Origin of the sequence: uncultured Novosphingobium sp. (assembly GCF_964277725.1) — a bacterium.
In the GTDB taxonomy this organism is placed as follows: domain Bacteria; phylum Pseudomonadota; class Alphaproteobacteria; order Sphingomonadales; family Sphingomonadaceae; genus Novosphingobium; species Novosphingobium fluoreni.
On sequence record NZ_CAXYKL010000193.1, the window covers coordinates 1 to 26,029 of the forward strand.

Here is a 26,029-nt window from a genome sequence, read left to right on the forward strand (position 1 = left end):
TGAAGACCCCGCAAGTGATGGACGCGCGCCAGTGGGAGCAGTCCGGCCACTGGGGCAAATATCGCGAGAACATGTTCGTCATCCCCGACGAGGTGCCCAACGTCGAGGATGAGGGCCCGATCGTCTCTAACGACGCCGAGTGGATGGCCTTGAAGCCGATGAACTGCCCGGCGCACGTGCTGATCTTCCGCCAGGGCATCAAGTCGTACCGCGACCTACCCTTGCGCATCTACGAGAATGGCTGTTGCCACCGCAACGAGCCGCACGGCGCGCTGCACGGCCTGATGCGGGTGCGCCAGTTCACCCAGGACGACGCGCATATCTTCTGCCGCGAAGACCAGATCGTCGCCGAAGTGCAGGCGTTCTGCGCGCTGGCGGACCGGATCTACAAGGACTTCGGCTTCACCTATGCCATCAAGCTGGCGCTTCGCCCCGAAAAGCGCTTCGGCACCGAAGAGATGTGGGACCAGGCCGAAACCGAGCTTCGCGATGCGGTGGTCCGCGCCGGCCTGGCGACCGAGGAATACGGCTGGGAAGAGCTGCCCGGCGAAGGCGCGTTCTATGCCCCCAAGCTGGAATGGCACCTGACCGACGCGATCGGCCGCACCTGGCAGGTCGGCACGATCCAGTCCGACCGGGTGCTGCCCGACCGATTGGACGCGCACTACATCGGCGAGGACGGCGCCAAGCATCGCCCGGTCATGCTGCACCGCGCGATCTTCGGGTCGTACGAGCGGTTCATCGGCATCCTGATCGAGCATTTCGCCGGCAAGCTGCCGGTCTGGCTCGCCCCGGTGCAGGCGGTGGTCGCCACGATCGTGTCCGACGCCGACGGCTATGCCGAAGACGTGGCCGCCAAGCTGAAGGCCGCCGGAGTGCGGGTGGAGACGGACCTTCGCAACGAGAAGATCAACTACAAGGTGCGCGAACACTCGCTGCAAAAGGTGCCGTACCTGCTCGTGGTGGGTAAGCGCGAGGCCGAGGAAGGCACCGTCGCCATCCGCACGCTGGGCGAACAGCAGCAGAAGTTCGTCTCGGTGGAAGAGGCGATCGCGCTGTTGCAGGACGCCAGCCTGGCACCGGACCTGAAGCCATGATCCAACGCGAACACCTGGCCACGGCGCAGGTCCCCGGTGGCGAGGAGTTGAAGCTCTATCGCCACGATCGCGATCACATGATCGTGCTGGGCCACAACGAATTGATGAGCACGCGCAAGTGGGGCTCGGAAGAAGCGCTGGCGACGATGGCGTTCGATCGCGTGCGCAACGCCAAGGCGCCCACGTTCCTGATCGGCGGTTACGGCATGGGATTCACCTTGCGCGCGGCGCTGAAGGTGCTGCCCGCCAACGCCCATGTCACGGTGGTGGAACTGGTGCCCGAGATCATCGAATGGGCGCGCGGGCCGATGGCGGAACTTACCGCCGGGTGCCTGGAAGATCCGCGCGTGCAGCTGGTGATGTCGGACGTCGCTCCGTTCATCGCCGGGGCCCATGCCGATTACGATGCGATTCTGCTGGATGTCGACAATGGGCCTGATGGTCTGGTGCGAGAGGATAACAACATCCTTTATTCCACGCCCGGCCTGCGCGCCGCCAAGCGGGCGCTGACCGCCGATGGCGTGATGGCGATCTGGTCCGCCGGGCCGGACCCGACGTTCACCCGCCGGCTGGAAAAGTGCGATTTCGTGGTGGATGAGGTCAAGGTCGCCTCACGCAGCAACGGCAAGGGGCCCAAGCACGTGATCTGGTTCGCCAGCAAGCGCTGAGGGCCTTCAACAGCGGATTGCCCATCCCGGATCACGTCCGGGACGGCAGCCATCCTACCACAGCACGCCTTCGCCATCGGGCTTGATCGGTTCGGGTGCCTCGTCGCCGATGGACTGCAGCAGGTCGATCTCGACCGTGCGGCACATCGCCAGCAAGGGAAGATCGTGTACCGTGTTGGCGAAGGGATCGACCAGATCATCGCCGATAGCCAGCACGCCCAGGAACATCAGCCCCGCCAGCGTCGAGCCCAGCGGCGTGGCAAACTGCAGCGTCTCGACCAGGCCGATCGGCAGCAGGATGCAGAACAGGTGCGTAAACAAGGTCGGCAGGAAGCGGTATTGGACCGGCAGCGGCGTGTTCTTCAGCCGTTCCATCCCGCCTTGCGCGTTGGCGATATCGACCAGCACGCCTTCCATCTGCGCCTGCTGTATGGTGTCGATCCAGCCGTTGCGCCGCGCCTCGTCGATGCGGCGGCCGGTGCCGTCCAGAATGCCGTTGGCGACATTGGTGCGGGCCAGCGCCAGGTCGGCATCACCCTGTGACAGCATCCGCAGCACTTCTGAGTCGGGACTCTGGCGGCGCAGCTGGCAGCGCAGCGCGTTGACGTAGGCGATCTGCCGCTTGACGATGCGCCGCTTCATATCCGCGGCTTCGGGATCGGGCATGTAGTTGCGCGCGGCGCGGGCCAGGTTGCGGCTAGCGTTGATCATCAGCCCCCACAGGCTGCGCCCTTCCCACCACCGCTCATACGCAGAGTTGCTGCGAAACCCCAGAAACAGCGCGAGTGCGGAGCCGAAGATCGTCAAAGGCAGGCTGGGGGCGGTGAACGGCAGGACGTAATACGTGACGGTGACGACCACGTCCCACACGAACAGCAGGATCAGGACCTTCCAGACTTCCCTGAAGATCTGGCGAGCACTGGGAGCGGCATTGACGATCATCGGGGTTCGGCGGCCTCGCTATTGAGGGGGGCGGCGGCGTGCGACGCGTTGGCCATGGCGATCGAGGTGCCGGTGGCGGGGCGAATCGCAAACCAGTCGGGACGATCTACCGCGACAAGAAAACCGAGCACGGAAAGCCCGAAGCCCAGCAGCAAAAGGCGGCCGGTCAGGATTTCACGAGCGCGGCTCGGCGTGGGCTTATCGGCATCAGACATGGTCATTCCTTGCGGGTAACGTGCGAAAGCCCGAAAGGTGGGAGCGTCTTTTTTCACAGACGTTGAACAAATGCGTCGAAGTTTTGCTGCAACGCAGCACGGCGATGTGCGGTGCAGCAAGAGCGACGAATTTCGTCAGCGACGATGTAGCGCAATCATACGCTGCGCCGGCTCAAGGCCAGCACCCGGTAAAACGCGGAAATACCGCTGGAATCAGAGCCCGAGGGGGCTCTGAGCCAGGATCAGGGCCAGCGCGCATCCGCTGACGATCGCGGCACGCAGCAGTTCGCCATGCGCCGCAGAGCGGGTCGCGCGTGATGCAAGGTGGAGGACTCGGGCCATGTCATCGACAATGGACCCGAGTTGCTTGTCGAACCGTTAAGATCGCGCCGGCATCTGCTGGCTGGAGCAATGGAAGGAGCCGCCGCCCGCCAGTACCGCATCGGCCAGCACGCCCACCGTCTCACGATCGGGGAACAGTTCCGCGATCGCAGCCACGCCATCGGCATCATAAGCGGTGCCATAAGTCGGCACCACGACCAGCCGCGAAGTGATTGCGAAGTTCATGTAGCTGGCAGGCTCGACCCGCCCGGCGTTCTCCACGCGACCGGGAGAGGGAACTTCGCGCACGATCACGCCCGCGCTTTCGGCCCGCGTCTTGGCATCGGCGTAGATCATCGCGTTAGGATCATCCGCCCCGGTGGCACGCGGCAGCGCCAGAGTGTTGGGCGCCACGAACCGTGCCAGATTGTCGACATGGCCATCGGTATGATCATTGATCAGGCCATCGCCCAGCCACAGCACCCGATCGTACCCCAAGTCCCTGTGCAGGCGGGTTTCTAGATCGGCACGGCGCAAGTGCGGATTGCGATTGGGATTGAGCAGGCACTGTTCTGTGGTGGCGACAAGGCCGGTACCGTCACCGTCCAAGGCACCGCCTTCCAGTATCCAGTCCGCCGTGCGAACCTGCAGACCGGCGCTGGCCGCCAGCTCTGCGCCGATCTCCTGATCGCCGTCCATCAGGTACTTGCCGCCCCAGCCGTTGAAGCCGAAGCGCATGGCGTGCTGTGTGCCCGCCGTATCCTGCACCACCAGCGGCCCGGTATCGCGCAGCCAGACATCGCCGAAGCGCCGGGTTTCCAGCACGACCTTGGCCGAACAGAGCGCCGCCGCCCGAGCGCGGTTTGCCTCGTCGCGCACGATCAGCCGCACTTCCTGCCCGCTTTCGGCCACGGCGTTGGCGAAGGCCGCGATCTGCTCCTGCGCACGGTCGAGGAAGCCGGGCCACTCCACCGGATCGTGCGGGAAACCGATCCACAGCCACTGCTGCGGATGCCATTCGGGCGGCATGGTCAGCATGATCAAGCCAATCCCAGCGCGGCGGCGTGGCGTTTGCCGTTGCGGACATAGCCTTCCACGCCCGCCCGGTTGGAAGCGATCGCGGCATCGTCCAGATCGCGCAGGTACTTGGCAGGGCGGCCGATCCACAACTGGCGCGCGCCGATCACCTTGCCGCCGGTCAACATCGCGCCCGCCGCGATCATGCCATCGCTCTCGATCACGCAGCCATCCATCACCACCGAGCCCAGCCCGACGAACGCACGATCGTGCAGGATGCAGCCGTGGACCATGGCCAGGTGGCCGATCAGCACATCCTCCCCTATCAGCGTGGGATAGCCCTCGGGCCGGTCCGCCGTGGGACTATCGCAATGGATCACGCTGCCATCCTGGATATTGGTGCGCGCGCCGATGACGATGCGGTTCACATCGGCGCGGATGACGCAGTTGTACCAGATGCTGACGTCCGGCCCGATCTCGACATCGCCGACGATGCGGCAGCCCGGGGCGATAAACGCGCTGGGATCGATGCGCGGGCTCTTGCCGTCGATCGCTGCCAGGGTGATGTCGGTGCGTTGCGTATGGTCGGTCATAATTTCCCCAGCATGGCGCCCCAGCGGATGTAGGGCAGGACGGAGGCGTGATCGTCGGTCCAGGCGGCGCCACGGGCCGGGTCGAGCGCTTCCCATTTCAGGCCGCCGCTGGCCGCGCGCAGTTGCGCCAGCCGCGCGGGGTCACGCGCCATCACCACCCAGTTAGACGCGACGACAAGGTCGCCCTTGGGCGTATCGCGGCGGATCATGGCGACAAGGCCGCGCTTCCTGGCGATGGCGGACAGCACCGGCTCCAGATCGATGTAGCGGTTGGAGATATGCAGGGCCAGCAGGCCCCCCGGCGTCAGTGCTCGCTCATAAACGCCCAGCGCCTCATCCGTCAGCAGATGGAGCGGGATCGCGTCGGAGGAAAATGCATCCACCGCCAGCAGATCCAGCGATTGTGGGGCCAGCTTCTCCAGCTCCAGCCGCGCATCGCCCAGCACGATCCGGGCATCCGGCGCGCATGTCTGCAGGAACGTGAAAGTGCCATTGCGCGAATAGTGGACGATCGCCGGATCGATCTCGAAAATGGTCCAGCGCTGCCCCGGCTTGTGCCGGCAGGCCAGCGTGCCGCTGCCCAGCCCGACAACGCCGATACGGGCGTTGGCCCCATAGAGCCGCGGCGCGGCCTCCATCGCCAGGCCGACGCCGGAGCTGTCCCCATAATAGGTCGTCGCCTCTATCCGGCGTTCGGGATCGAGCGACTGCTTGCCGTGCAGCGTGGTGCCGTGGGCCAGCAGGCGCACCTGGCCCGGGCCGGGGCCGGTGTCATAGACGTTGTAGATGCCGAAATAGCTGCGCGTGCGCTGGTGATCGCGCGAGGCCTTGAAGGTGGTGACACCGCCTTGCGCCAGCATCGCCAGCAGCAGCACCAGCACGAAAGCCCACCGCCACGGCATCAGCAGAACGCCCAGGCCCGTCAGCGCCAGCAGCAGGAATAGCTGCACCAGTTCGTTGGACTGATCGCTGACCAGCGTCATCAGCTGCGCGGCCACGAAAGTGGCGCAGATCAGCAGCACCGCCAGCGCGATCCACGACATGCCCCGGTCCAGTCCCGCCATCCGCCGCCAATCGAGCTGGGCGGGCAGCGGCAACAGCGTGGCGCTGGCCAGGATCAGGATCGGATGCTCCCACACCCAATCGAACACGACCGGGGCGACCAGCGCGGTGAACGCGCCACCCAGCGCGCCGCCCAGCGACATGATGAAGTAGAAGAACGTCAGCTTCGAGGCGCCGGGCCGCGAATCGTACAGCCGCGCGTGCAGCGCCACCGACACCTCGAACAGCAGCAGCAGCGCGCCGATCGCGGCCACCATCGTGCCTCCGGATGTGGAGACCATGGCGAAGCTGCCCGCAAAGATCACCGCGGCCGGGGTCAGCAGCACGATCACATGCGCGGCGGCGCGGCGGTCTGAGAACGCGAAGGCGAAGCTCAGCAAATAGAGCCCCAGCGGGATCACCCAGAGCAGCGGCATCGCAAAGATGTCCGTCGTCAGGTGAGTCGATGTGGAGAGCAGCAGGCCCGACGGCACGGCGGACAGCGCCAGCCATAGCAGCACCCGGCGTGCGCCGATGCGCTCTTCCGGCTCGGCCTGCGCGGCGACGGCGACCACGTCGGTCACGTTCCAGCGGGACCAGGCCGCCACGCCCACCAGCACGATCAGCACGCCATAGCCCAGGCTCCAGGCGTGACTTTGCTGGTGCAGGCTCAGCAGGGGCTCTGCCAACAGGGGATAGGCGAGCAGGCCGGCGAAGCTGCCGATGTTGGATGCCGCATAAAGCGCCCAGGGCTGCCCCGCGCCGGGATCAGCGGCATACCAGCGCTGCATCAGCGGCGCCTGCGCCGAGACGACCACGAACACCGGACCGACCGTCAGCAACAGCAGCAGCGGCACCCAAAGCACCTCCCAGCCGGACACGGGCGCGGCCAGATTCGCCAGCACGATCGGCAGGGTCAGCGCCGCCAGCAGCAGCAGCGAGAGATGCACCATCGCCTGCCGCCGCTGCGCCAGCTTGGACAGGCCGTGGGCATAGCCATAGCCCGCCAGCAACAGCGCCTGGTACACCACCATGGCGCTGTTCCACACGTTGGGCGCGCCGCCGAGCCGGGGCAGCGCCATGCGCGCCACCATCGGCTGCACTAGGAACAGCAGAAAGCTGCCGGTCAGGATCGTGGCCACGAACAGCGGCCGGCGCGCCGATCCCGCCGTCATACCCGCGTCGTGCTCCACACCGTCAGGATCGATGAGCCCGGCCTCAGCCATGGAGGAGCCGCGCGGCATGGGCGGCATGGTAGGTCAGCACGCCGGAGCAGCCCGCCCGCTTGAAGGCGAGCAGGGTTTCCAGCACCAGCGCATCCCGATCGCCCGCTCCGGCGGCGGCCGCAGCCTCGATCATTGCGTATTCGCCGGACACCTGATAGGCGAAGACCGGCACTTCGAACCGCTCCTTCACCCGGCGCACGATGTCCAGGTAGGGCAGCCCGGGCTTCACCATGACGCTGTCCGCTCCCTCAGCCAGGTCCAGCGCCACTTCGCGCAAGGCTTCCTCGCTGTTGCCGGGGTCCATCTGGTAGGTCTTCTTGTCCCCCTTCAGCAGCCCGCGTGAGCCTACGGCGTCCCGGAACGGGCCGTAGAAGGCGGAGGCATACTTGGCGGCATAGGCCATGATCTGGATATTGGCGTGGCCCTGCCCTTCCAGCGCGGCGCGGATCGCGGCGATGCGCCCGTCCATCATGTCAGACGGGGCGATGATGTCCGCGCCCGCCGCCGCCTGGTTCAGCGACTGGCCCACCAGCACCTCCACCGTCTCGTCGTTGAGGACATAGCCCGCATCGTCGATCACGCCGTCCTGGCCGTGGCTGGTGTAAGGATCGAGCGCCACGTCGGTCAGCACGCCCACGCCATCACCCACCGCATCGCGGATCGCGCGGATCGCCCGGCACATCAGGTTGTCGGGGTTCAGCGCTTCCTCACCCCGCGCGCTGCGACGATCGGGCTGGGTGTGCGGAAACAGCGCCAGGCACGGGATGCCAAGCGATACCGCTTCGCGCGCGCGATCGGCAATCCCGTCCAGCGACCAGCGCGAGACGCCCGGAAGCGAGGCGATCGGGTCTTCCACGCCGGTGCCATCGGTGACGAACAAGGGCCAGATCAGGTCGGCCGGGGTCAGCATGGTTTCGCGGTGAAGCGCACGGCTCCACGCACTGGTGCGGGTACGGCGCAAGCGGGCGTGCGGATAAGCGGCGGTCATTGCCGCCGCTTGCCGCAAATCCGCCGCCGCTTCAATCGTGGCGAAGGGGGTTTGCGGCCATGGCGAGGCGGTTGATCTCTCGATGCACGCCCGCGCCGGAGCCGCCAGCGGCCCCCGCGATCGCACCCAGCGCCGCGCCGGGGCGGATCGCCATCAGCGCGGCCAGCCGCTGCTTGAAGGCCGACGATTCGCCCGGATCGACCATCTGCGGGCGTACCGCGGCAAAGCGTAGGCCCAGCGGGTTCACCGTGCGGCCCGCCTGATAAGCCTCGAAATGCAAGTGCGGACCCGTGGACAGCCCGCTGGAGCCGACATAGCCGATCACTTGCCCTGCCCGCACCCGCGCACCGGGAAACACCGCGATACGGCTCATGTGGCCATAGCCGGTGCCGTTGCCGCCGCCATGCTCCAGCCGCACATAGTTGCCGTGGCCACCATGCCGCCCGGCGAAAGATACGATCCCGTCCGCCACCGCATAGATCGGCGCGCCAAAGGCCGCACCGAAATCGACGCCCGCATGCATCCGCACAAAGCCTAGGATCGGATGGCGGCGCATGCCGAAAAGCGAGGTGATCCGCCCGGCGACGGGTGCGCCGATCGCGGAGCGGGCTTCCGGCTGGGCGAACCCGGCGGTCGCCACGCCCCCGGCTGCCACCATCGCGCCGTCCTTGCCCCAGCGCAGCAACTGCAGGCGCGGCTTTCCGGCCCGCTCGATCCCCGCGTAGAGCAAATCGCCCAGCTGCCGCTCCCCGGTGGCGGAGCGCTTGTAGCCGATGACGAAATCGAATGCGTCGCTCGCGGAGAGATCGCTTTCCAGGCTGACGTGCGGGTCGATCGCGTGAAGATACGCCTGGATCGCGCCGATCGGGGCGCCGGCATTGCGGGCGGAGCGATAGAGGCTGCTGCCGATCATCCCGCGAATACGCAGCGGCGTAGTATCCACCACGATCGGATGGCGCTCCACCATCAGGCCGGTGCCCTGCTGGCGCACGGTGAGATCAAGATCGAACCGGGCATGGAATGCCAGGCTTTGCAGCGCACGCGGACTGCCGGGCGCGGGACGCTGGCCCAGGCTGATGTCGAACTGCGTCCCGGCAGGAATCGCCGATGTCGAGATGTTGCCGCCGACCAGTTGCGCCACTTGCGCCGCGTCCGCCTCGCCCACTCCGGCGCGGGCCAGCATGCGGGTGAAGGTATCGCCGGGTGCCAGGGTCGCCACGAATTGCAGGTTCGGCCGCTCCGGCACGCCGCTCAGCGGACGTACTGCCGGTGTCGCCCCCATGTGGCGGCCACTCTCGCCGCCGAAGCTGAGCGGCATGATCATCTGGCTGCGATATTCATCCCGCTGTTCCGCCAGCTGCGGCACCATCGCGGCGGCCTCCACCTGAGAAAAGTCCGGCCAGAACGAGAGGGCGAAGATGGAAAGCCCAAGGCAGGTACCCGCGCCGCGCAACCAGCGCAGGCTGCCGATGTCCTCGGCCAGATCAGGCGCGAGATCGAGGCCGCCCCACCACGCTTCGAAACGGGCGCGCCAACCGGCTGGGCCGGGGGGAGCCGGACGGCGCAGCCGAGCGCGACCGAACCCCTTCACCACAAGGCTGTGGTCGAGTTCGGCCGGTCCATGCGACCGGACCGCCGCCTCGTGATAGTGTCCGAGATCCTTGAACAACCCTACGTCCCGATCTTGTCGCCCCGCCGGGCGCTGTCGGAAGGCTTGTGCGCCGGCAAGGTTAACATCCTGTCAAACATCGCCTTTGTGAGTGACCGAAGTCGAGCGGGGCTGGCCAGGGGCTTCGTGGAGCACAGTCTATTGGTAAATTTTCCTCCTTAATTTCCCCAGTCCCGTCGCAAGGGGGCCGTCCGCGTCTTGTGCGGCGGGAATCGCGGTGCCACATTCCCACAGCGATGGCGCAAAACCTAACCGCTGGCTCCCTGAGCGCCGCCACCCGTGACAGGGCCTCCAGCCGGATCCGTGCGGTCTTGGGCCCCACCAATACCGGCAAGACGCATCTGGCGATCGAGCGACTCTGCGCGCACACCAGCGGCGCGATCGGCTTCCCCCTGCGGTTGCTTGCGCGCGAGGTTTACGACCGGGTTTGCGCGATCAAGGGCGCGAACCGCGTGGCCCTGATCACCGGCGAAGAACGGATCGAGCCCAAGGACGCGCGCTGGCTGCTCTGCACGGCCGAAGCGATGCCGGTGGTGCAGGAGAATCTGGCTTTCGTCGCCATCGACGAAGCCCAGCTGTCCGCCGATCGGGAACGCGGGCATGTCTTCACTGACCGCCTGCTCCATGCGCGCGGGCGCGAAGAAACGATGATCCTGGGCTCCTCCACACTGGAGCCGATGGTGAAAGCGCTGATTCCGGGCGTGGAAGTGGAAACGCGGCCCCGCTTTTCCACGCTGCGCCACTCCGGCGCCAAGAAGCTCAGCCGCGTGCCGCCGCGCAGCGCCATCGTCGCCTTCTCGGCCGAGCAGGTCTATGCCACGGCGGAAATGCTGCGCCGGTTTCGCGGCGGCGCGGCGGTGGTGATGGGCGCGCTCAGCCCGCAGACCCGCAATGCCCAGGTGGAACTCTACCAGTCTGGCGAAGTGGACTATCTCGTCGCGACCGATGCGGTGGGCATGGGGCTGAACCTGGATGTGGAGCATGTGGCTTTCGCCGGGCTCTCCAAGTTTGACGGCGTGCGCCAGCGGCGGCTGACCACGGCGGAAATGGCGCAGATCGCCGGGCGCGCCGGGCGGCACCAGAAGGACGGCACGTTCGGCACACTGGCCGGCAGCCATTCCGCGATCGAGTTCACGGACGAGGAAGTCTACGCGATCGAGGAGCATCGCTTCCCGCCGCTGACCAAGCTGTACTGGCGCGAACCCGAGCCGCGTTTCGACAGTCTGGGCACCCTGATCACCGATCTGGAAGCTCCGCCCTACGAGCCCGAACTGGCCCCCGCGCCCGAAGCGATCGACTTGGCGGTTCTGAAGCTGCTGGCCGACGATGCCCATATCGCGGACAGCGTGCGCACCGCCGGGATGGTCCGCCGCTTCTGGGACGTGTGCCGCCTGCCCGATTTCCGCAGCCAGGGCCCCGAAACGCACTCCCGCTTCGTCGCCCGGCTATGGCAGGACTTGCGCCACGGAGAGCTGGGCGCGGACTACATGGCGCAGCAGATCGCCCAGCTGGATGTGACTTCGGGCGATATCGATACCTTGCAGGGGCGCATCGCCGCCATCCGATCCTGGGCATACATCGCCCAGCGTCCCGACTGGGTGCTGGCCCGGGACGAGATGGCGGCGCGCGCCCGCGCGGTGGAGGCGCGGCTGTCCGACGCGCTGCACGGCAAGCTGACAGAGCGCTTCATCAACCGGCGCACCGCCGTGCTGATGCGTAAGCTGGGAACCGACGCGGGGCTGCTTTCCGTGCGGCTGGAGGATGAGGAAGTGCTGGTGGAGGGGGAACATATCGGATCGCTGCGGGGCTTTGCCTTCCAGATCGATCCACAGGCGCGCTTGTCCGATCGTAAGCTGCTGCTCGCCGCGGCGGAGCGTCACTTGCCCGGTCTGCTGGAACGCCGCGCCGAAGAGGTGATCGCCTCCATCCGCGACAAGTCCGCCCCGCTGGAACTGGAACACGGCACGATCACGCTGGATGGCGCATGCATCGCTCGTCTCGCCAAGGGCCGCGCGCCGCTCAGCCCCCAGCTTCAAGCGGAGCGCGTGCTGGACATGGTGCCCGCCCCGGCGCGCAAGGAACTGCTCGCCGGGGTCGAGGAATGGCTTGAGCACAAGCTGCAACCGCTCGAACCGCTGCGCCGCATCGCCGAGGCCAGCCGCAGCACCGAGGCCGGGCCCGAACTGCGCGCGCTGCTGATCCAGCTGGTCGACGCCGGCGGCATGGTGGCGCGTATCGGCTCTGGGCTTGAGCGGCTGGACAAGGACAAGCGGGTGCGCCTGTCCCGCCTGGGCGTTAAGGTGGGTTCGCTCGACATCTTCGTACCCGCGATGCTGCGCCCCGAAGCGATGCGGCTGTGGCACAACCTGGCCCCTTCCGATCCCCGCGCCCGCGCCGATTTCGTGCATGGCGCCATGGCCCCGGTGATCCCCGCGCCCAAGAATCACACCCGGCGCGGCTATCGCGCCGTCGGCAAGCAGTTGATTCGCATCGACATGGCGGAAAAGCTGCTGCGTGAGGCGCATCAGGTGCGCGCCACGCTGGGCCGCCGCTCGTTCGTGCTGGATTCCGCCGTGGGCATCTCGATGGGGCTGACCGCGCCCAGCTACGAACGGCTGCTGCGCTTCGCCGGGTTCCAGCCGAGCAACCCGCGCCGTCTGCCCGCCGAGGCGTTTGGCCCGCCCGCCCCGGTGCGCTGGCGCTGGCGGCCCGCGCGCCAGCCGGCCCCGGGCGAGCACCCCGTCGCCGCGCCGCTCCACAGCGCCTTTGCCGCCTTGTCCGACCTGGTGCGATGAGGATCGACAAGCTGCTGTGGTACCTTCGCCTCGTCCGCAGCCGGACGGTGGCGCAGGTCATGGCGGAAGAGGGCCACATGCGCGTGAACGGCCGCCGCATCGATCGCGCGCACCAGAAGATCGGGGTGGGCGATGTGCTGACGATCTTCGCTGGCCGCGAGGTGCAAGTGCTGGAAGTGTTGACGCTTCCCGTCCGCCGCGGGCCCTACCCGGAAGCACGCGCGCACTATAGAGTGCTTGACGGCGGCGGTACTGATCCCATAGCAGCCGGCGCGACTGAACAGATTGAAGAGGGGTTTTCGCAGCCATGACCTATGTCGTCACTGACGCCTGCATCCGCTGCAAGTACATGGACTGCGTCGAGGTCTGCCCGGTCGATTGCTTCTATGAGGGCGAGAACATGCTCGTCATCAACCCCAGCGAATGCATCGATTGCGGCGTGTGCGAGCCTGAGTGCCCGGCCGAAGCGATTCTGCCCGACACCGAAAGCGGGCTGGAGCAGTGGATGGAACTGAACGCCAAGTACTCGGCGGAATGGCCCAACCTCACCTCCAAGAAGGATTCGCCCGAGGACGCGGACGAATTCAAGTCGGTCGACGGTAAGTTCGAGAAGTTCTTTTCTCCCGAACCCGGCGAGGGCGACTGACCCTTCCTACCCTGTGCGGATGCGCTATCCGCCCGGCAATCGGCAGAAAACTTGATCACCTTCGCAGGCCGGAGGCACGCAAAGTGCCTTCGGCTCTGGTTTTTTTGCCGCAATGATGCTATATGACCTGCAACTGCCCGGGCGTTCCGCTCGCGCGGCAGTCATTATCTATGAGGCAGGATCCGACAGCAAACGGTTGAGATCGCGATCTGACCGGTGGCAAGGCCTTGTCTCTACAGGGTCTTGATCGGGTCGCACCATCTCCATCCTGTCGACGGACCTGCAGGTGAAAGGACGTTACATGGCAACCAGTGCCAATGCCTTCGATGTTGGAGATTACGTCGTTTATCCCAAGCACGGTGTCGGCCGGGTCATCGAGCTCCAGAAGCAAGAAATCGCCGGAATGCAGCTGGAGCTTTACGTACTTCGCTTCGAGAAGGAGCGCATGACGCTACGCGTGCCGGTGAACAAGATCGAATCGATCGGCATGCGCAAACTGTCTTCCGACAAGACCCTGCGCGAGGCGCTCGATACCCTCAAGGGCAAGCCCAAGGTAAAGCGTACCATGTGGTCACGCCGCGCCCAGGAATACGAAGCCAAGATCAATTCGGGCGATCTCGTTTCGATCGCCGAAGTCACGCGTGACCTGTTCCGCGCGGACGACCAGCCAGAGCAAAGCTATTCCGAGCGGCAGATCTTCGAAGCCGCATCCTCGCGTCTGGCACGGGAGCTGGCGGCCATGGAAAAGACCGACGAACCCGCCGCTCTGAAGAAGATCCTGGCGATCCTCAACGAGCATGCGCCCAAGTATTACGACACCGCCGAAACCGCCTGATCGCGGTCCGATACGGCATGAATCCGAAGGGGCCGCTTCCGCAAGGAGGTGGCCCTTTTGCATGGCGGGCCACCTTCGGCTGGCCGCTTATCCAATTGCCATGCCGGGCCGAGCATGGCAGCGCAGTCACCATGAAACGCATCGCGCTGTTCGCCCCCGTCCTGATGCTGGCGCTGTCCGGCTGCCTGGCCAAGACCGCCGTAGACGTCGTCACCGCGCCGGTTCGCGTGGGCGCCAAGGCCGTGGATTGGGCCACCACCAGCCAATCCGAAGCTGATGAGAAGCGCGGCCGGGACATCCGCCGCCGCGAGGAACAGGCCGGCAAGCTGCAGCGCAGCTACGAACGGCACCGCCGCCAGTGCGAGCAGGGTGACGAAGCCGCATGCAGCACCGCGCGCAACGAATACGACCAGTTGCAGGCCCTGCTGCCCAGCCTGCCCTACGAGCGGCGCTGAACCACCCCCACGCTACACCGATCAGGCCGCCGCGCGCCGCAGCCTGTCATTGATCGCAAGGCCAATCCCCTCACCGGGGATCGGTGCGACGGCGATTCGCGGGTGTGGAGATGCTGCGGCTTGGTGCAGCAAGGCGTAGAGCCTGGATGCGGCCTCGGTCAGATCACCCGCCACCGATAGCGATGCATCCCCGGCGATCGCGCCGAAGCCGATCAGGAATTCACCGGCCTCTGCTGTCATCGCATTCAGCCGCACCGGCTTGCCCGGAGCGTAATGGCTTTCCAATTGTCCGGGGGCTTCGATGCCTGCGTTTCGCGTGCCATCGCTGTCCACCGTGCCGAGCACGACGGTAATCGCCTCTCGCGTGATCGGGCCAGGGCGCAGGACCTGCCAGCCGCTTTCCCGAACCGCGACGATCGTCGATTCCAGGCCCGCCTCGCACGCCCCGCCATCCAGTATCAAGTCCACCGCCGCGCCCAGCGAAAGGGCGACATGATCGGAACACGTGGGGCTGACGCCGCCGCTGCGATTGGCGGACGGAGCGGCCAGGGGCAGCTCCGCTTGCGCCAACACGGCGCGCATCACCGGGTGCGCCGGACAGCGCAAGGCGACGGTGGCAAGCCCGGCGGTGACGGCAGCGGCCAGGCCCGCCTCCGCCCGCAACGGCAGCACCAAGGTCAGTGGACCGGGCCAGAACGCCGCCGCCAGCTGACGCGCCCGCGCGTCGAAAACCGCTAGCCGTTCCGCCGCTGCCAGGTCCGAAACATGGACGATCAGCGGATTGAAACTGGGCCGCCTCTTGGCGTGATAGATCGCCGCCACGCTCTCATCCCGATCGGCGCGAGCCGCCAGACCGTAGACCGTCTCGGTCGGCACGGCGACCAGGCCGCCCTCGCGCAGCAGCATCGCCGCGCGGGTAATGCCGGTGGCATCGGCGGGAAGGACCGTGGGGCGGCTGGCCTGCGTCATCGCGCGCCGCTATAGGCCCGCCGGATGGATTGCCAAGGAAAAGCGCCGCGATGACTGCCCCGGACGGTGATATCACCCCCCTCCTCTCACGCATCGCCAATGCGCTGGAACGTCTCGTGCCGCCGCCGGCCACGCCGGTCGATTGGCAGGCCGACCCTGCCTATGTCTGGACCGGATCGGGCGCGCGGGGCGTATCCCGGCTGGAGGCTCCGGCGCTGGCCTTGCTGAAGGGGATAGACAGCCAGAAAGAGCGCGTCGTGGCCAACGTAGCGCGGCTCGCGGCGGGTCATGCGGCTCATGACATGCTCTTGTGGGGATCGCGCGGAATGGGCAAATCCGCCTTGTTGCGCGCCGCCGTGCAGGACGCGCAAGGCATTCATCCCGGCAGCGTCGCCCTCGTCCAGATCGGGCAGGATGCGCTTTCCGGCGTCACCGCGCTGTTCGCCGAACTGGGCGGCCAGGACCGCCGCTTCCTCGTCTTTGTGGACGATCTGGGGTTCGAGGATCGCGATTCGGCCGGGCCGCGCCTGCTGCGCTCTTGGCTGGAAGGCGGGGTGGAAGCCCGGCCCGCCAACGTGCGCCTGGCCGTCACCGCCAATCGCCGCGCCATCGTCTCACGCTCGATGTCGGAGCAGGACGATCCGATCAACATGCGCGACGTGGTGGATGACAAGCTGGCCTTGGCGGACCGCTTCGGATTGTCGATCGGCTTCCACAACTGCAGCCAGGACGATTACCTGGCGATCATTGCGGGCTATGCCACCGCATACGATCTGGCCTGGGACCAAACGAACGCCCTGGAATGGGCGCAACGGCGGGGCGCTCGTTCGGGGCGCGTCGCCTGGCAGTACATCGCCGAGCTGGCCGGGCGAGTGGGCAAGGCGCTCTGACGCGCTGCCCGGCCGGTACCGCACCGCCGGGCGTTGACGATCAATCCTGCGGGCGACCGATCGCGGGGGGCTGGGTCGGGTCGACCAGTTCCTTGTTGGGCTTCATGTGCTCGGTCACGACGGCCTTGGGACCAGCCGAAGGGGCCGCCCCCGGCGCGATCACGCGCCAGATCACGCCGCCGGTGTCATCGCTGACCAGCAGGGCCCCGCCCTTGTCGAACGCCAGCCATACCGGCCGCCCATGCGCCTTGTCGCCGCCCTTCTCCAGGAAACCGGTCAGCACCGGGCGGGGCTTGCCTTGCGGGTTGCCGTTGCCATCGAACGGCACGAACACGACATCGTAGCCCGCGGCCGGCTTGCGGTTCCATGAGCCGTGCCGCGCGATGAACGCGCCGTTGCCGAACGCCGCACCCAACCGGTTGCCCGCGCTCGCAAACTTCAGGCCCAGCACCGCCGTATGCGCGCCCATCGCGTACTCCGGCTTGCGCGTGTACTCGACCATGTTGGTGTCCATCGGCCAGTTCACCCGGTCGTCGAACTTGTCCTTCCAATAGACCCACGGCCACCCGTACTGCGCGCCAACCGGCACGTTCGTCAGATAGTCTGGCACCAGATCGGGGCCCAACATGTCCCGCTCCTGCACCGTCGCCCACATCTCCCCGGTCGAGGGATTCCAGTCCAGCCCATTAGGATTACGCATCCCCGCCGCATACTGCCGGCGCCGCCCGGTCGCGGTGTCGATCTCCCAGATCGCCGCTCGCCCGGCCTCCGCTTCCATCCCGTTGTCCGCGATGTTGGTGGCCGAACCCACCGCCGCATAAAGCTGCTTGCCATCGGGGCTGAGCAGCAGGTTGCGCATCCAGTGATTGCCGCCGCCCGGCAGCTCCATCAGCTGCTTGGGCTGGCCCGCCAGCTTCGTCTCACCCGGCGTGAACGCGAACTGCAGCACCGCGTTATGATTGGCGACGTAGAGCTTGCCATCCCGGTAGGCCATGCCGGAGGGGGAGTGCATGTCCGCCTTGCGCAGTTCAAAGCGCTGCTCCGCCCGGCCATCGCCATCCGCATCGCGCAGCAGCACCAGCGTGTCGGGAGACGGATCGCCCGCCCCGACGCGGCCCATGAACAGCTTCATGAAGAAGCCGGTGATGCCCCCCTGCTTCGCGGCGGCCGGCGCGTTCGTCAGCGCCACGATCACATCGCCGTTGGGCAGCGCCAGCATGGTGCGCGGATGATCAAGCCCCGTCGCGAATCGCCCGACCGTCAAGCCCGCCGCCGCCTGGGGCGCGAGGTTACCGTCCCACCCGGACGGCTCGGCCAGGCTGACGCTGGGAAACGTCTGCGGCTTGGGATCGACCAGCATCGGATCGGTGCCCGATGTCGCTGCCGAATCGAGGTCGGAACGATGCGCGAAGGTCAGGTAGGCGTAGATCGCCGCTACCACGATACCGACGACAAGGAGTGCGATAAGCGCGTTGCGCTGCCAGGCTTTCATATGTCGAGAGATAGAACGCGGCGCACTAGGCGACAACCATGCACATGGCTATGCCCGCGCAATGTTTGAAATCCACACCGACCCGACCCTGCCCAAGGCGCAGGTTTACGCCGAACTGGCCGCTTCCGCGAAGGCGCTGGTCTCCGGGGAGCCCGATGCAATCGCCAACATGGCCAACCTCGCCGCGCTCGTCTGGATGTCGGTCCTCGATCTCAACTGGGCCGGCTTCTATCGCGTGATCGAGGGCGAGCTGGTACTCGGCCCCTTCATCGGCAAGCCCGCTTGCATCCGCATCCCGCTGGGCCAAGGGGTATGCGGCACCGCCGCTGCTACCGGCGCCACGCAGCTCGTGCCCGATGTCCACCAGTTTCCCGGCCACATCGCCTGTGACGCGCAAAGCCGGTCCGAGCTGGTCGTGCCGGTGATCGTGGATGGCACCGTGCGCGCCGTGATCGACCTCGACAGCCCGGAGCTGAACCGATTCGACAGCGCCGATGCCACCGGCATCGAAAATCTCGCTGCGATCGTCGCCGCGTTTCTCTAGGAGGGCGTCGATCAGGGTGTTCCACTAAGGAACAGTCCGCAATATCCCGGTCGCCGCGTTGGTTTGCCAGGGCTCCAAATGCTAAACGCCGCGTTAACGCTGGGATCATCCGGCACGATCACGCGAAAGGACGCCCATGGCCGCCGTATCACGAATCTGCAGATCATTATGTCTGGCTGCCGGCTTGGTGGCGCTATCCTCAGGCGCGGCCTGGGCGCACGCTGGCGGCCCTCGTGGCGAGTGGCGCAACGGCAGCTGGTATCCTGATCAACCGGCCCCACCGGTCGTCGGCGCAGATTATGCGCATGGCTATGACGATGGCGGGCCAGGTTACGATCCCGCGTCCCAGGCTTGGCTTGCCGATTGCCGCCGACGCCTTTCCTCGCGCGACCGTGGCTTGGGCGGCGCGGCGATCGGCGCGGTCGTCGGTGGCGTTGCCGGCAACCGGATTGCCGGTCGCGGCAACCGGACGATCGGCACCGTCGCGGGTGCCGGCGTTGGCGCAGTGGCGGGCTCCGCTATCGACAGGGCCGAAGATCGCGGCCGTAACGCGGACGAGTGCGAAGCCTATCTCGCTGATTATCAAGGATATTATGCACAGTCACAGGCTCCTGCACCCTACCCGCAGGCTCCCGGCTATCCCGCCTATGGCTATCCGGCATACCCGGGCTATGCGCCGTCTTATGCCCCGGCCTATTACGCTCCAGTTCCAGGTTGCTGCGCCGCCGCCGTTCCCGTCGTCCAGCCGACCCCCAATTGCACGGAGACGGTGGAGTACGAGTATGAGTACGTTCCCGCACGCAGCCATCCCCGGCGCCTGCGCACCAAAGTCGTAGCAGACAAGCGCGTGAAGATCGTCCCCGACAAGCGGGTGCGCATCAAGTAATCTGGACGCGTTATAGAAGACTGAGAGGGACGATCCTGAGCTAAGCCAGATCGTCCCTCTCATTATTCTACCCGCCGTGATCGCGCACGATCAATCGGCAACCGGCCCTTATCAAAACTCACCACCGGTCAGGCGCTGGCAGATCAGGTCGAGCTGATCCAGCGTGGTATACCGGATCGTGACCAGACCGGACTTGGGATCGGCATCCGACTGAATACGAACCGGAAGGCCCAGAAATTCCTCAAGGTGGGTTTGTACGGCAACGATATCGGCATCGTCCGTGGCACTGCGCGCAGTCCGAACTTTTCGCGCAGGCGCCTCGCCTTTGGTTTTGCGCCTTACCAGCTTCTCGACTTCGCGGACAGACATCTGCTTGGCGACAGCCGTCTCTGCGATCTCTTCGGCCCCTTCGACGCCAATCAGCGCACGGGCATGCCCCATCGAGAGTTCACCGGTTTCGACCAGCGTGATGACCGATTCCGGCAAAACCAATAGGCGCTGCAGATTGGCGACATGGCTGCGACTCTTGTCAACCATTCTGGCGATCTCGGCCTGGGTCAGCCCCTCACTCTCAGCCAGGCGATGATAGGCGCGCGCTTCTTCGATCGGGTTGAGGTCCTCGCGCTGCAGGTTTTCGATCAGGGCAAGCGCCATGACATCGCGATCGCTGAGATCGCGAACCAGCGCCGGGATTTCGTGGAGTTGCGCCTTCTGGGCCGCGCGCCACCGCCGTTCACCCGCCACCAATTGATACTGGCCCGCGCCAACGGCGCGAACTACGATTGGTTGAATCACACCGCGCTGTCCGATCGACGCAGCCAGTTCCTCTAGCGCGGCCTCATCGAAATGACGACGCGGCTGTTCCGGGTGCGGAGTAATCGAAGCGATCTGCAACATCGCTAAGCCCGTAGTCGCAGCAGCCGGTTGCCCTTCGTTCTGGGTCGCATCCGATTTTACCGGAGCTTCGCTGCGTATCTCGCCCAGTAGCGCGCCGAGCCCACGACCCAGGCCTTTGGACTTCGACTTGGCCGAGGCCGGGTTAGCTAGGGCCGCCGAAGCCACGTTCACCGCCGTATCTTCACTCATGCGGCTTTCCTTTCTTCGGGCAGACGTGTCAGCAATTCACGTGCCAGCGCTATATAAGCCCTGCTGCCGGCGCAGGCATGATCGTAGATCAAGGCCGGTACACCGTGGCTAGGCGCCTCTGACAAGCGCACATTGCGCGGGATCGTCGTTTCGAAGACGAGCTGGCCCAGACACGATCGTACATCGTCGGCCACTTGATCAGTCAGCCGGTTCCGACGATCAAACATCGTCAGCGCAATGCCGATGATGCCAAGGTTCGCGTTGAACCGCTGCTGGACACGCTCGACGGTCGTCAGCAGCTGACTCAAACCTTCCAGCGCAAAAAATTCACATTGCAGGGGCACAAGCAGTGTATCTGCGGCGGTCAACGCGTTCAGCGTCAGCAGGCCGAGGGACGGCGGGCAGTCTATCAGGCAAACGTCATACGGTAGATCGGTCCTGAGCGCCTTCGACAAACGATGAGCGCGATCCTCCATAGCGACCAGTTCTACTTCGGCACCGGACAGATCGACGGTCGCCGGGCAAAGATCGAGCATAGGAATGGGAGTGCGCATGATGCAGCTTTCCATCGGCGCCTGATCCACCAGCACATCATAGGTTGACCGCTCGCGTTGCGCGGCGCTGACGCCGATCCCGGTGGAGGCATTGCCTTGCGGATCCAAGTCGATCAGCAGCGTCCGCCATCCAGTGGCCGCCAGCGCGGTCGCGACGTTGATGGCGGTGGTCGTTTTACCGACGCCGCCCTTCTGATTGGCTATCGCTATGCGAATCACGGTTGGTTGCCTTTCGTGCGGCGGCCGAGAAGCGAGCCCACCACAATACCTGCGTCGTCGCTAGTGATGGATTGTTCCACGTGGAACATATGGTCCCATCCCTTGAGTTGATCCAATTCTTGCGCTGCCGACCGCCCTTTGGGCAAGAGCCACAACGTATCCGGCGTGGAAAAGCGCGCGGATAACTTGAGGAGATCAGGAAGCGGTGCGAATGCGCGCGCGGATATGACATCGGCGGAGAATGTCGGGACGGCTTCCAGCTGCGATCCAACCACGCATGCGTTCCGCAAGCCCAAGGCTTCGACAACGGTATTAAGCCATTCGATTCGGCGGTTGCGAGACTCCACCATCGTCACTGATATGTCTGGCCGAACGATCGCGATCACGAGACCGGGGAAGCCAGCACCGGTACCGAGATCAAGCCAGTTTGCTGTTGATGTTTCACGTGGAACATGTGTGAGGAGCTGCGCACTGTCGACCACATGCCGCTGCCACACCTGATCCAAGGTCGCTTTGGCTATCAGGTTTTGCCGGTCATTCTCGGTTGCTAGCATTGCAATGAGCCGGTCCATCCGGCTCATTGCTACATCATCGCCTTCGGGAAGCGTCAGCAACCATTCGCGAGCAGAAGCATCATCACAGATCATGCCGCTTGCCGACGAACCTGCACCAGCAAGGCCGATAAGGCGGCCGGGGTCACGCCAGGCACCCGCCCCGCCGCAGCCAGCGTCTCCGGACGAGCACGCTCCAGCCGCTCCACCATCTCGCGCGAAAGGCCCGGCACGCTCTGATAGCTAAACCCAACATCAATTCGCATGGCCTCACTAGCGCGAAGTTCGCGCAGTTCCCGCTCCTGCCGTTCCAAGTAAGGCTGATACGCCACGTCCTCAGCGATCTCTTCGATCAGCATATCGTCCATGCCTTCCAAATCGATCAACCTGGGTGACAGCTTGTGCAGCTCAATACCGTCTTGCCGCAGCCATTCGCGTAATGGCATTTGGCCGCTACCCTCTCGCGCAAAGAGTCCTGCAGCGCTGATTTTTGATCGTGAGGCAGGCTGATCCAGCGATTCGTGGATCGCCAGCGCCTGCTCCTCTCTCCGTAGGAACCATTCCCGGCGCTTCTCTCCGACTGCGCCAACCTCAATTGCGATGGGCGTGAGTCTGGACGAAGCATTGTTCGCCCGGAGACGAAGGCGATATTCAGCTCTTGCCGTCAACATTCGATATGGCTCATTGACGCCCTGCAACGTCAGGTCATCCACCATCACCGCCAGATAACTATTCGCACGATCCAATGCGGGGAACGGCTTTTCGAGAACCGCACAAGCCGCGTGCATTCCAGCCACCAGGCCTTGAGCAGCGGCCTCCTCGTATCCAGTGGTCCCATTGATTTGCCCGGCGCAGTAGAGGCCGGGCATATCCTTCAGTTCCAAAGTCGAGCGCAGGGCCCGCGGATCGATATGGTCATATTCGACGGCATATCCGGCCACAGCCATCTCTACCGTTTCCAGACCTTCGATTGTCCGCAGCATTTCCAGCTGAACGTCGTCAGGCAGCGAGGTACTGATACCGTTGGGATAGACCAAGGTGGTATTCAGTCCCTCGGGTTCCAGAAAGATTTGATGGCCGTCCCGATCGGCAAAGCGGTGGATCTTGTCTTCAATCGACGGGCAATATCGGGGCCCCCGAGCATCGATGGCACCGGTAAATAGAGGTGATCGATGCAAGTTTAGGCTGATGACATCGTGCGTTCTGACATTGGTTCGGGTTATCGCGCAGGCGACCTGAGGGTTTACACGTTCCCGTACCATCGCCGACATCGACCATTGGCTATGGTCAGAAGGTTGTTCAGCCAAGGCTCCCCAATCAATAGTGCGACCATCCAATCGAGGCGGAGTGCCTGTCTTCAACCGCGCCATCGGCAAAGCGCGATCCCGTAACTGAGCGGCTAATCGGCTTGAGGACGCCTCACCGATTCGACCACCGATCGTTTGCTCCTCCCCGCGGAATAGTGTTCCGCCTAGAAACGTACCGGTGCAAAGGATCGTCGCGGCAGCCGTGATTCTCGTGCCATCAGCCAAGATCACACCGGTCACTGCCTGGCCAGTAACCAACAGAGCCGCCACCTCACCCTCGACGAGTGAAAGACCATTTTGCTTTCGCAGCATTCGCTGGACTGCTGCTCGGAACAAGGCCCTATCAGCTTGGACACGCGGCCCCTGCACCGCACTGCCCTTCGACTGATTGAGCATCCGATAATGGATTGCCGCTGCATCCGCCGCTCGAGCAATCAGGCCATCAAACGCATCAACTTCTCGAACAAGATGGCCCTTCCCCAAGCCGCCAATTGCCGGGTTACAACTCATCGCACCTAGCGTTTGTAGGTCAAAATTGATCAGGGCGACATTAGTGCCCATTCTTGCAGCAACAGCCGCCGCCTCGCAGCCGGCGTGGCCGCCGCCAACAACAACAATATCGAAGGAAGGCATACGGCGTTTTAACGAGAAAGATGCGGCGCGTCAAAGCGATCAGAGTGTTCCACGTGAAACATCACTTCCCGATACAAAAGCGTCCAAACAGGGAATCTAACATATCTTCAGTGGTTGACCGCCCTAGCAGCTTGTCGAATGCACCTCGCCCGGCACGCAAGGCTTCCGCTTGAAGCAATGGGTCGGGTGATTCTAATGCTCCATCCAAGGCCTTGGCAGCATCCGATAGCAGGCTGTGTTGGCGTTCGTTCAACGCGATCCCGATTGGCGACGCCATGACGGACCGCGCGGTTGCAACCAAATCACGCTTAAGGCCTACGACACCCTCGCCCGTTATCGCCGAAATCCTGTGTCGAGGTTTTGCCTTGCCCGGACCTTGGCAGTCCGCAAAGCTCTCAATTTCCCATAACTGATCGCCCACTTTCTCGCCCTCGGCGCCCATCCATAGAATGAGATCGGCACGGTCTAGTTCTGCCGACGCGCGTTCGATCCCTATGGCCTCGATTTCATCGGCTGCTTCCATTCGAAGACCCGCCGTATCGAGAAAGAGAAATGGTACTCCTTCCAGTGCAATAGGACGAGAAAGCACATCTCGCGTGGTTCCTGGGATCGAAGCTGTTATCGCGGCCTCGTCCTCCACGAGTGCGTTAAACAAACTGCTTTTGCCGGCGTTGGGAGGACCCGCAAGAACGACCCGGAACCCTTCGCGAAGTGCTTCCGCCCTAGGAGCGTTGAGCACTTCGCGCAGATTCGAAAGGAGTTTGACAATGTCGGGCGTGAAGTCTGGCACCGCTGAACCCACGTCGTCTTCATCGCCAAAATCGAGGATAGCTTCGATCCTGGCCGAGATCATCAAAACTTGATCTCTCCACGATTCGACCTTCGTCGATAGCGCACCCGTAGCCATGGACATGGCAAGCCGACGCTGAAGTTCCGTTTCCGCGCTGAGTAGGTCCGCCAATCCCTCAGCCTCAGCCAGGTCGACCCGCCCATTAGCAAACGCTCTCCTGGTGAACTCGCCGGCGTCGGCTGGTCGAAGACCGGGCAACAGGTTCAATGCATGTTGCACTGCAGCAAGCACCGCCCGGCCACCATGGAGGTGAAATTCGGCAAGATCCTCTCCGGTCACCGTTGAGGGGCCAGGAAACCAGAGAACGATTGCCTCATCCAATTGGTTTGAATCGTGGTCCCGCAGCTGCCTGAGCGATGCTACTTTCGGGGAAGGTAAGGTGCCCGCCAGGCTGGTGACGGCGAACGCCGCGCTAGGACCACTGATCCGCACGATCGCGATTGCGGCAGGGGGAAGCCCACTGGAGAGAGCAAAGATCGTATCGTTCACGGGGGACTGGTCTGCCATAGCCGCCCGCAGGTATCGATGGTTTCAGTCAGTCGCCAGGCTTTTTGGAACCACCTGGCTTGCTCATGGCCATTGCTGCTCCGCCTTCCAGGATTTGCTGGAACAGCTTCAACCCCATCTGTCCCATGGGCGCGATCTGCTTGGCCACCTCCTGCATCTGGTCGACCGTGCCGACGCCTTGCATTGCCTTTGCAATGGAGTCGACGTAAATCTCGTTTGCCTTGGTCACGTCGGGAAGCCCCAGAAACCGGCGCGCTTCTTCGGGAGAGCAATCTACCTCGACATTGATCTTCATCGTGGCCTTCTCCCTGGAGATCCTGTCGAAAGATGCTGACACAGACACATGGCAAAGTCCATCGCGCCTGCCTACTTACCGAGCGACCAGCAAGGAGAGTGCAATGCCGACGAACACGCAAATCCCGACCCTCGATGAGGACGGCCAGATTCCGGCATACGTTGTCCAGCCACAAGGGCAGCCTCGCGCGGCGATCATCGTGCAGCAGGAGATCTTCGGTGTCGACGCTGGCATTCAGCAGAAATGCCAGGAGTGGGCCGATCGTGGCTATCTTGCGGTTGCACCTGATACCTTCTGGCGCCAGCAGCCCGGCGTCGAGCTGGACGCCGACGTGCCTGAGCAATTCCAGGAAGCGATCGGCTATATGACCAAGCACGACTTCGATCTGGGCATCCGTGACATCGAGGCCGTTATTCATTGGATCAGGCGTGAACGGGACATCGCCAAGGTCGGACTTGTCGGCTTCTGCATGGGTGGCCGGGTCGCCTACATGGCCGCAGCCCGCACCGATATCGATGCCTCGGTGGGTTATTACGGCGTGATGATCGACCAGATGCTGGGAGAGAAGAACGCGATTGCGAACCCCCTCATGCTGCATATTCCCACGGCCGATCACTTCGTGGGACCCGATGCGCAGAAGGCCATCCATGCGGGGTTGGACGATCATCCCAAGGTGACTTTGCATGACTACGAAGGGCTGGATCACGGGTTTGCGGCCGAAATCGGTTCGCGCCGGGA

The 26,029-nt window shown here is 64.6% G+C and carries 26 protein-coding genes; 11 read left to right on the forward strand and 15 right to left on the reverse strand.

Features of this window, described 5'->3' with window-relative positions; all coding sequences use genetic code 11:
- Nucleotides 1-1,097: threonine--tRNA ligase (gene thrS / locus ACHWRX_RS10770; RefSeq protein ID WP_394659197.1), on the forward strand; the 1,097-nt coding region annotated here is incomplete at its 5' end.
- A complete protein-coding gene (locus ACHWRX_RS10775) occupies nt 1,094-1,765 on the forward strand; it encodes a spermidine synthase (RefSeq protein ID WP_183615662.1) in 672 nt (223 codons plus the stop codon). The genes thrS and ACHWRX_RS10775, both read left to right, overlap by 4 nt.
- 54 nt (nt 1,766-1,819) lie before the next feature.
- Here ACHWRX_RS10775 and ACHWRX_RS10780 read toward each other — a convergent pair whose 3' ends face one another.
- The 7 genes from ACHWRX_RS10780 to ACHWRX_RS10810 all read right to left on the reverse strand — a co-directional run bounded on the left by ACHWRX_RS10780 (nt 1,820) and on the right by ACHWRX_RS10810 (nt 9,777).
- A complete protein-coding gene (locus ACHWRX_RS10780) occupies nt 1,820-2,707 on the reverse strand; it encodes a bestrophin family protein (RefSeq protein WP_394659198.1) in 888 nt (295 codons plus the stop codon).
- Complete coding sequence (locus tag ACHWRX_RS10785) at nt 2,704-2,922, reverse strand: hypothetical protein (RefSeq protein WP_058735736.1); 219 nt, start codon at nt 2,920-2,922, stop codon at nt 2,704-2,706. Before ACHWRX_RS10785 ends, ACHWRX_RS10780 begins: the two co-directional genes overlap by 4 nt.
- A 378-nt stretch (nt 2,923-3,300) precedes the next feature.
- Entirely contained in the window at nt 3,301-4,272 is a 972-nt protein-coding gene (locus ACHWRX_RS10790) for an agmatine deiminase family protein (protein WP_394659214.1), read from the reverse strand.
- 11 nt (nt 4,273-4,283) lie between these two features.
- Complete coding sequence (locus ACHWRX_RS10795; RefSeq protein ID WP_394659199.1) at nt 4,284-4,853, reverse strand: gamma carbonic anhydrase family protein; 570 nt, start codon at nt 4,851-4,853, stop codon at nt 4,284-4,286.
- Nucleotides 4,850-7,120, reverse strand: a complete 2,271-nt coding sequence (locus tag ACHWRX_RS10800) for a spermidine synthase (RefSeq protein WP_394659200.1) — start codon at nt 7,118-7,120, stop codon at nt 4,850-4,852. The genes ACHWRX_RS10795 and ACHWRX_RS10800 overlap by 4 nt, the downstream gene beginning before the upstream one ends.
- Nucleotides 7,113-8,108: a porphobilinogen synthase gene (hemB, locus tag ACHWRX_RS10805; RefSeq protein ID WP_394659201.1), complete on the reverse strand. Its 996-nt coding sequence runs from the start codon at nt 8,106-8,108 to the stop codon at nt 7,113-7,115. Before hemB ends, ACHWRX_RS10800 begins: the two co-directional genes overlap by 8 nt.
- 31 nt (nt 8,109-8,139) lie before the next feature.
- Nucleotides 8,140-9,777: a M23 family metallopeptidase gene (locus ACHWRX_RS10810; RefSeq protein WP_394659202.1), complete on the reverse strand. Its 1,638-nt coding sequence runs from the start codon at nt 9,775-9,777 to the stop codon at nt 8,140-8,142.
- A 236-nt stretch (nt 9,778-10,013) separates the two neighbouring features.
- Here ACHWRX_RS10810 and ACHWRX_RS10815 point away from each other — a divergent pair, with 236 nt between their 5' ends.
- From ACHWRX_RS10815 to ACHWRX_RS10835, 5 genes are all read left to right on the forward strand, one after another.
- Nucleotides 10,014-12,572, forward strand: coding sequence for a helicase-related protein (locus ACHWRX_RS10815; RefSeq protein ID WP_394659203.1), 2,559 nt, complete (start codon nt 10,014-10,016; stop codon nt 12,570-12,572).
- Complete coding sequence (locus tag ACHWRX_RS10820) at nt 12,569-12,883, forward strand: RNA-binding S4 domain-containing protein (RefSeq protein ID WP_058735639.1); 315 nt, start codon at nt 12,569-12,571, stop codon at nt 12,881-12,883. Before ACHWRX_RS10815 ends, ACHWRX_RS10820 begins: the two co-directional genes overlap by 4 nt.
- A complete protein-coding gene (gene fdxA / locus ACHWRX_RS10825; protein ID WP_058735640.1) occupies nt 12,880-13,218 on the forward strand; it encodes a ferredoxin FdxA in 339 nt (112 codons plus the stop codon). Before ACHWRX_RS10820 ends, fdxA begins: the two co-directional genes overlap by 4 nt.
- Nucleotides 13,219-13,519: 301 nt before the next feature.
- A complete protein-coding gene (locus tag ACHWRX_RS10830; RefSeq protein WP_058735740.1) occupies nt 13,520-14,053 on the forward strand; it encodes a CarD family transcriptional regulator in 534 nt (177 codons plus the stop codon).
- Between the two features lie 131 nt (nt 14,054-14,184).
- Complete coding sequence (locus tag ACHWRX_RS10835) at nt 14,185-14,508, forward strand: hypothetical protein (RefSeq protein WP_394659204.1); 324 nt, start codon at nt 14,185-14,187, stop codon at nt 14,506-14,508.
- Nucleotides 14,509-14,529: 21 nt separating this feature from the next.
- On the opposite strand, the gene ACHWRX_RS10840 is transcribed toward ACHWRX_RS10835, so the two are convergent.
- On the reverse strand, nt 14,530-15,477 hold the full coding sequence (locus ACHWRX_RS10840) for an L-threonylcarbamoyladenylate synthase (protein WP_394659205.1): 948 nt from the start codon (nt 15,475-15,477) through the stop codon (nt 14,530-14,532).
- A 50-nt stretch (nt 15,478-15,527) separates the two neighbouring features.
- On the opposite strand from ACHWRX_RS10840, the gene ACHWRX_RS10845 reads away from it, so the two are divergent.
- Complete coding sequence (locus ACHWRX_RS10845) at nt 15,528-16,367, forward strand: ATP-binding protein (protein WP_394659206.1); 840 nt, start codon at nt 15,528-15,530, stop codon at nt 16,365-16,367.
- Between the two features lie 40 nt (nt 16,368-16,407).
- Here ACHWRX_RS10845 and ACHWRX_RS10850 read toward each other — a convergent pair whose 3' ends face one another.
- Nucleotides 16,408-17,859, reverse strand: coding sequence for a PQQ-dependent sugar dehydrogenase (locus tag ACHWRX_RS10850; RefSeq protein ID WP_394659207.1), 1,452 nt, complete (start codon nt 17,857-17,859; stop codon nt 16,408-16,410).
- Between the two features lie 61 nt (nt 17,860-17,920).
- Here ACHWRX_RS10850 and ACHWRX_RS10855 point away from each other — a divergent pair, with 61 nt between their 5' ends.
- Nucleotides 17,921-18,403 (forward strand): GAF domain-containing protein, encoded by a 483-nt coding sequence (locus tag ACHWRX_RS10855; protein WP_394659208.1) that lies wholly within the window; start codon nt 17,921-17,923, stop codon nt 18,401-18,403.
- Between the two features lie 187 nt (nt 18,404-18,590).
- A complete protein-coding gene (locus tag ACHWRX_RS10860; RefSeq protein WP_394659215.1) occupies nt 18,591-19,289 on the forward strand; it encodes a glycine zipper 2TM domain-containing protein in 699 nt (232 codons plus the stop codon).
- A gap of 111 nt (nt 19,290-19,400) precedes the next feature.
- Here ACHWRX_RS10860 and ACHWRX_RS10865 read toward each other — a convergent pair whose 3' ends face one another.
- From ACHWRX_RS10865 to ACHWRX_RS10890, 6 genes are all read right to left on the reverse strand, one after another.
- Nucleotides 19,401-20,375 carry a ParB/RepB/Spo0J family partition protein gene (locus ACHWRX_RS10865; RefSeq protein WP_394659209.1) on the reverse strand — a complete coding sequence of 325 codons (975 nt, stop codon included), beginning with the start codon at nt 20,373-20,375 and terminating at the stop codon, nt 19,401-19,403.
- Nucleotides 20,372-21,148: a ParA family protein gene (locus ACHWRX_RS10870; RefSeq protein WP_058735647.1), complete on the reverse strand. Its 777-nt coding sequence runs from the start codon at nt 21,146-21,148 to the stop codon at nt 20,372-20,374. The genes ACHWRX_RS10865 and ACHWRX_RS10870 overlap by 4 nt, the downstream gene beginning before the upstream one ends.
- Nucleotides 21,145-21,795 (reverse strand): 16S rRNA (guanine(527)-N(7))-methyltransferase RsmG, encoded by a 651-nt coding sequence (rsmG, locus tag ACHWRX_RS10875; RefSeq protein ID WP_394659210.1) that lies wholly within the window; start codon nt 21,793-21,795, stop codon nt 21,145-21,147. The genes ACHWRX_RS10870 and rsmG overlap by 4 nt, the downstream gene beginning before the upstream one ends.
- Nucleotides 21,792-23,639: a tRNA uridine-5-carboxymethylaminomethyl(34) synthesis enzyme MnmG gene (gene mnmG, locus ACHWRX_RS10880; RefSeq protein WP_394659211.1), complete on the reverse strand. Its 1,848-nt coding sequence runs from the start codon at nt 23,637-23,639 to the stop codon at nt 21,792-21,794. Before mnmG ends, rsmG begins: the two co-directional genes overlap by 4 nt.
- A 61-nt stretch (nt 23,640-23,700) precedes the next feature.
- On the reverse strand, nt 23,701-24,978 hold the full coding sequence (gene mnmE, locus ACHWRX_RS10885; RefSeq protein WP_394659212.1) for a tRNA uridine-5-carboxymethylaminomethyl(34) synthesis GTPase MnmE: 1,278 nt from the start codon (nt 24,976-24,978) through the stop codon (nt 23,701-23,703).
- A 46-nt stretch (nt 24,979-25,024) separates the two neighbouring features.
- Nucleotides 25,025-25,291 (reverse strand): DUF6489 family protein, encoded by a 267-nt coding sequence (locus tag ACHWRX_RS10890; RefSeq protein ID WP_058735650.1) that lies wholly within the window; start codon nt 25,289-25,291, stop codon nt 25,025-25,027.
- A 103-nt stretch (nt 25,292-25,394) separates the two neighbouring features.
- Between ACHWRX_RS10890 and ACHWRX_RS10895 the strand changes: the two genes are divergently transcribed.
- The coding region (locus ACHWRX_RS10895) for a dienelactone hydrolase family protein (RefSeq protein WP_394659213.1) at nt 25,395-26,029 on the forward strand (635 nt) is incomplete at its 3' end.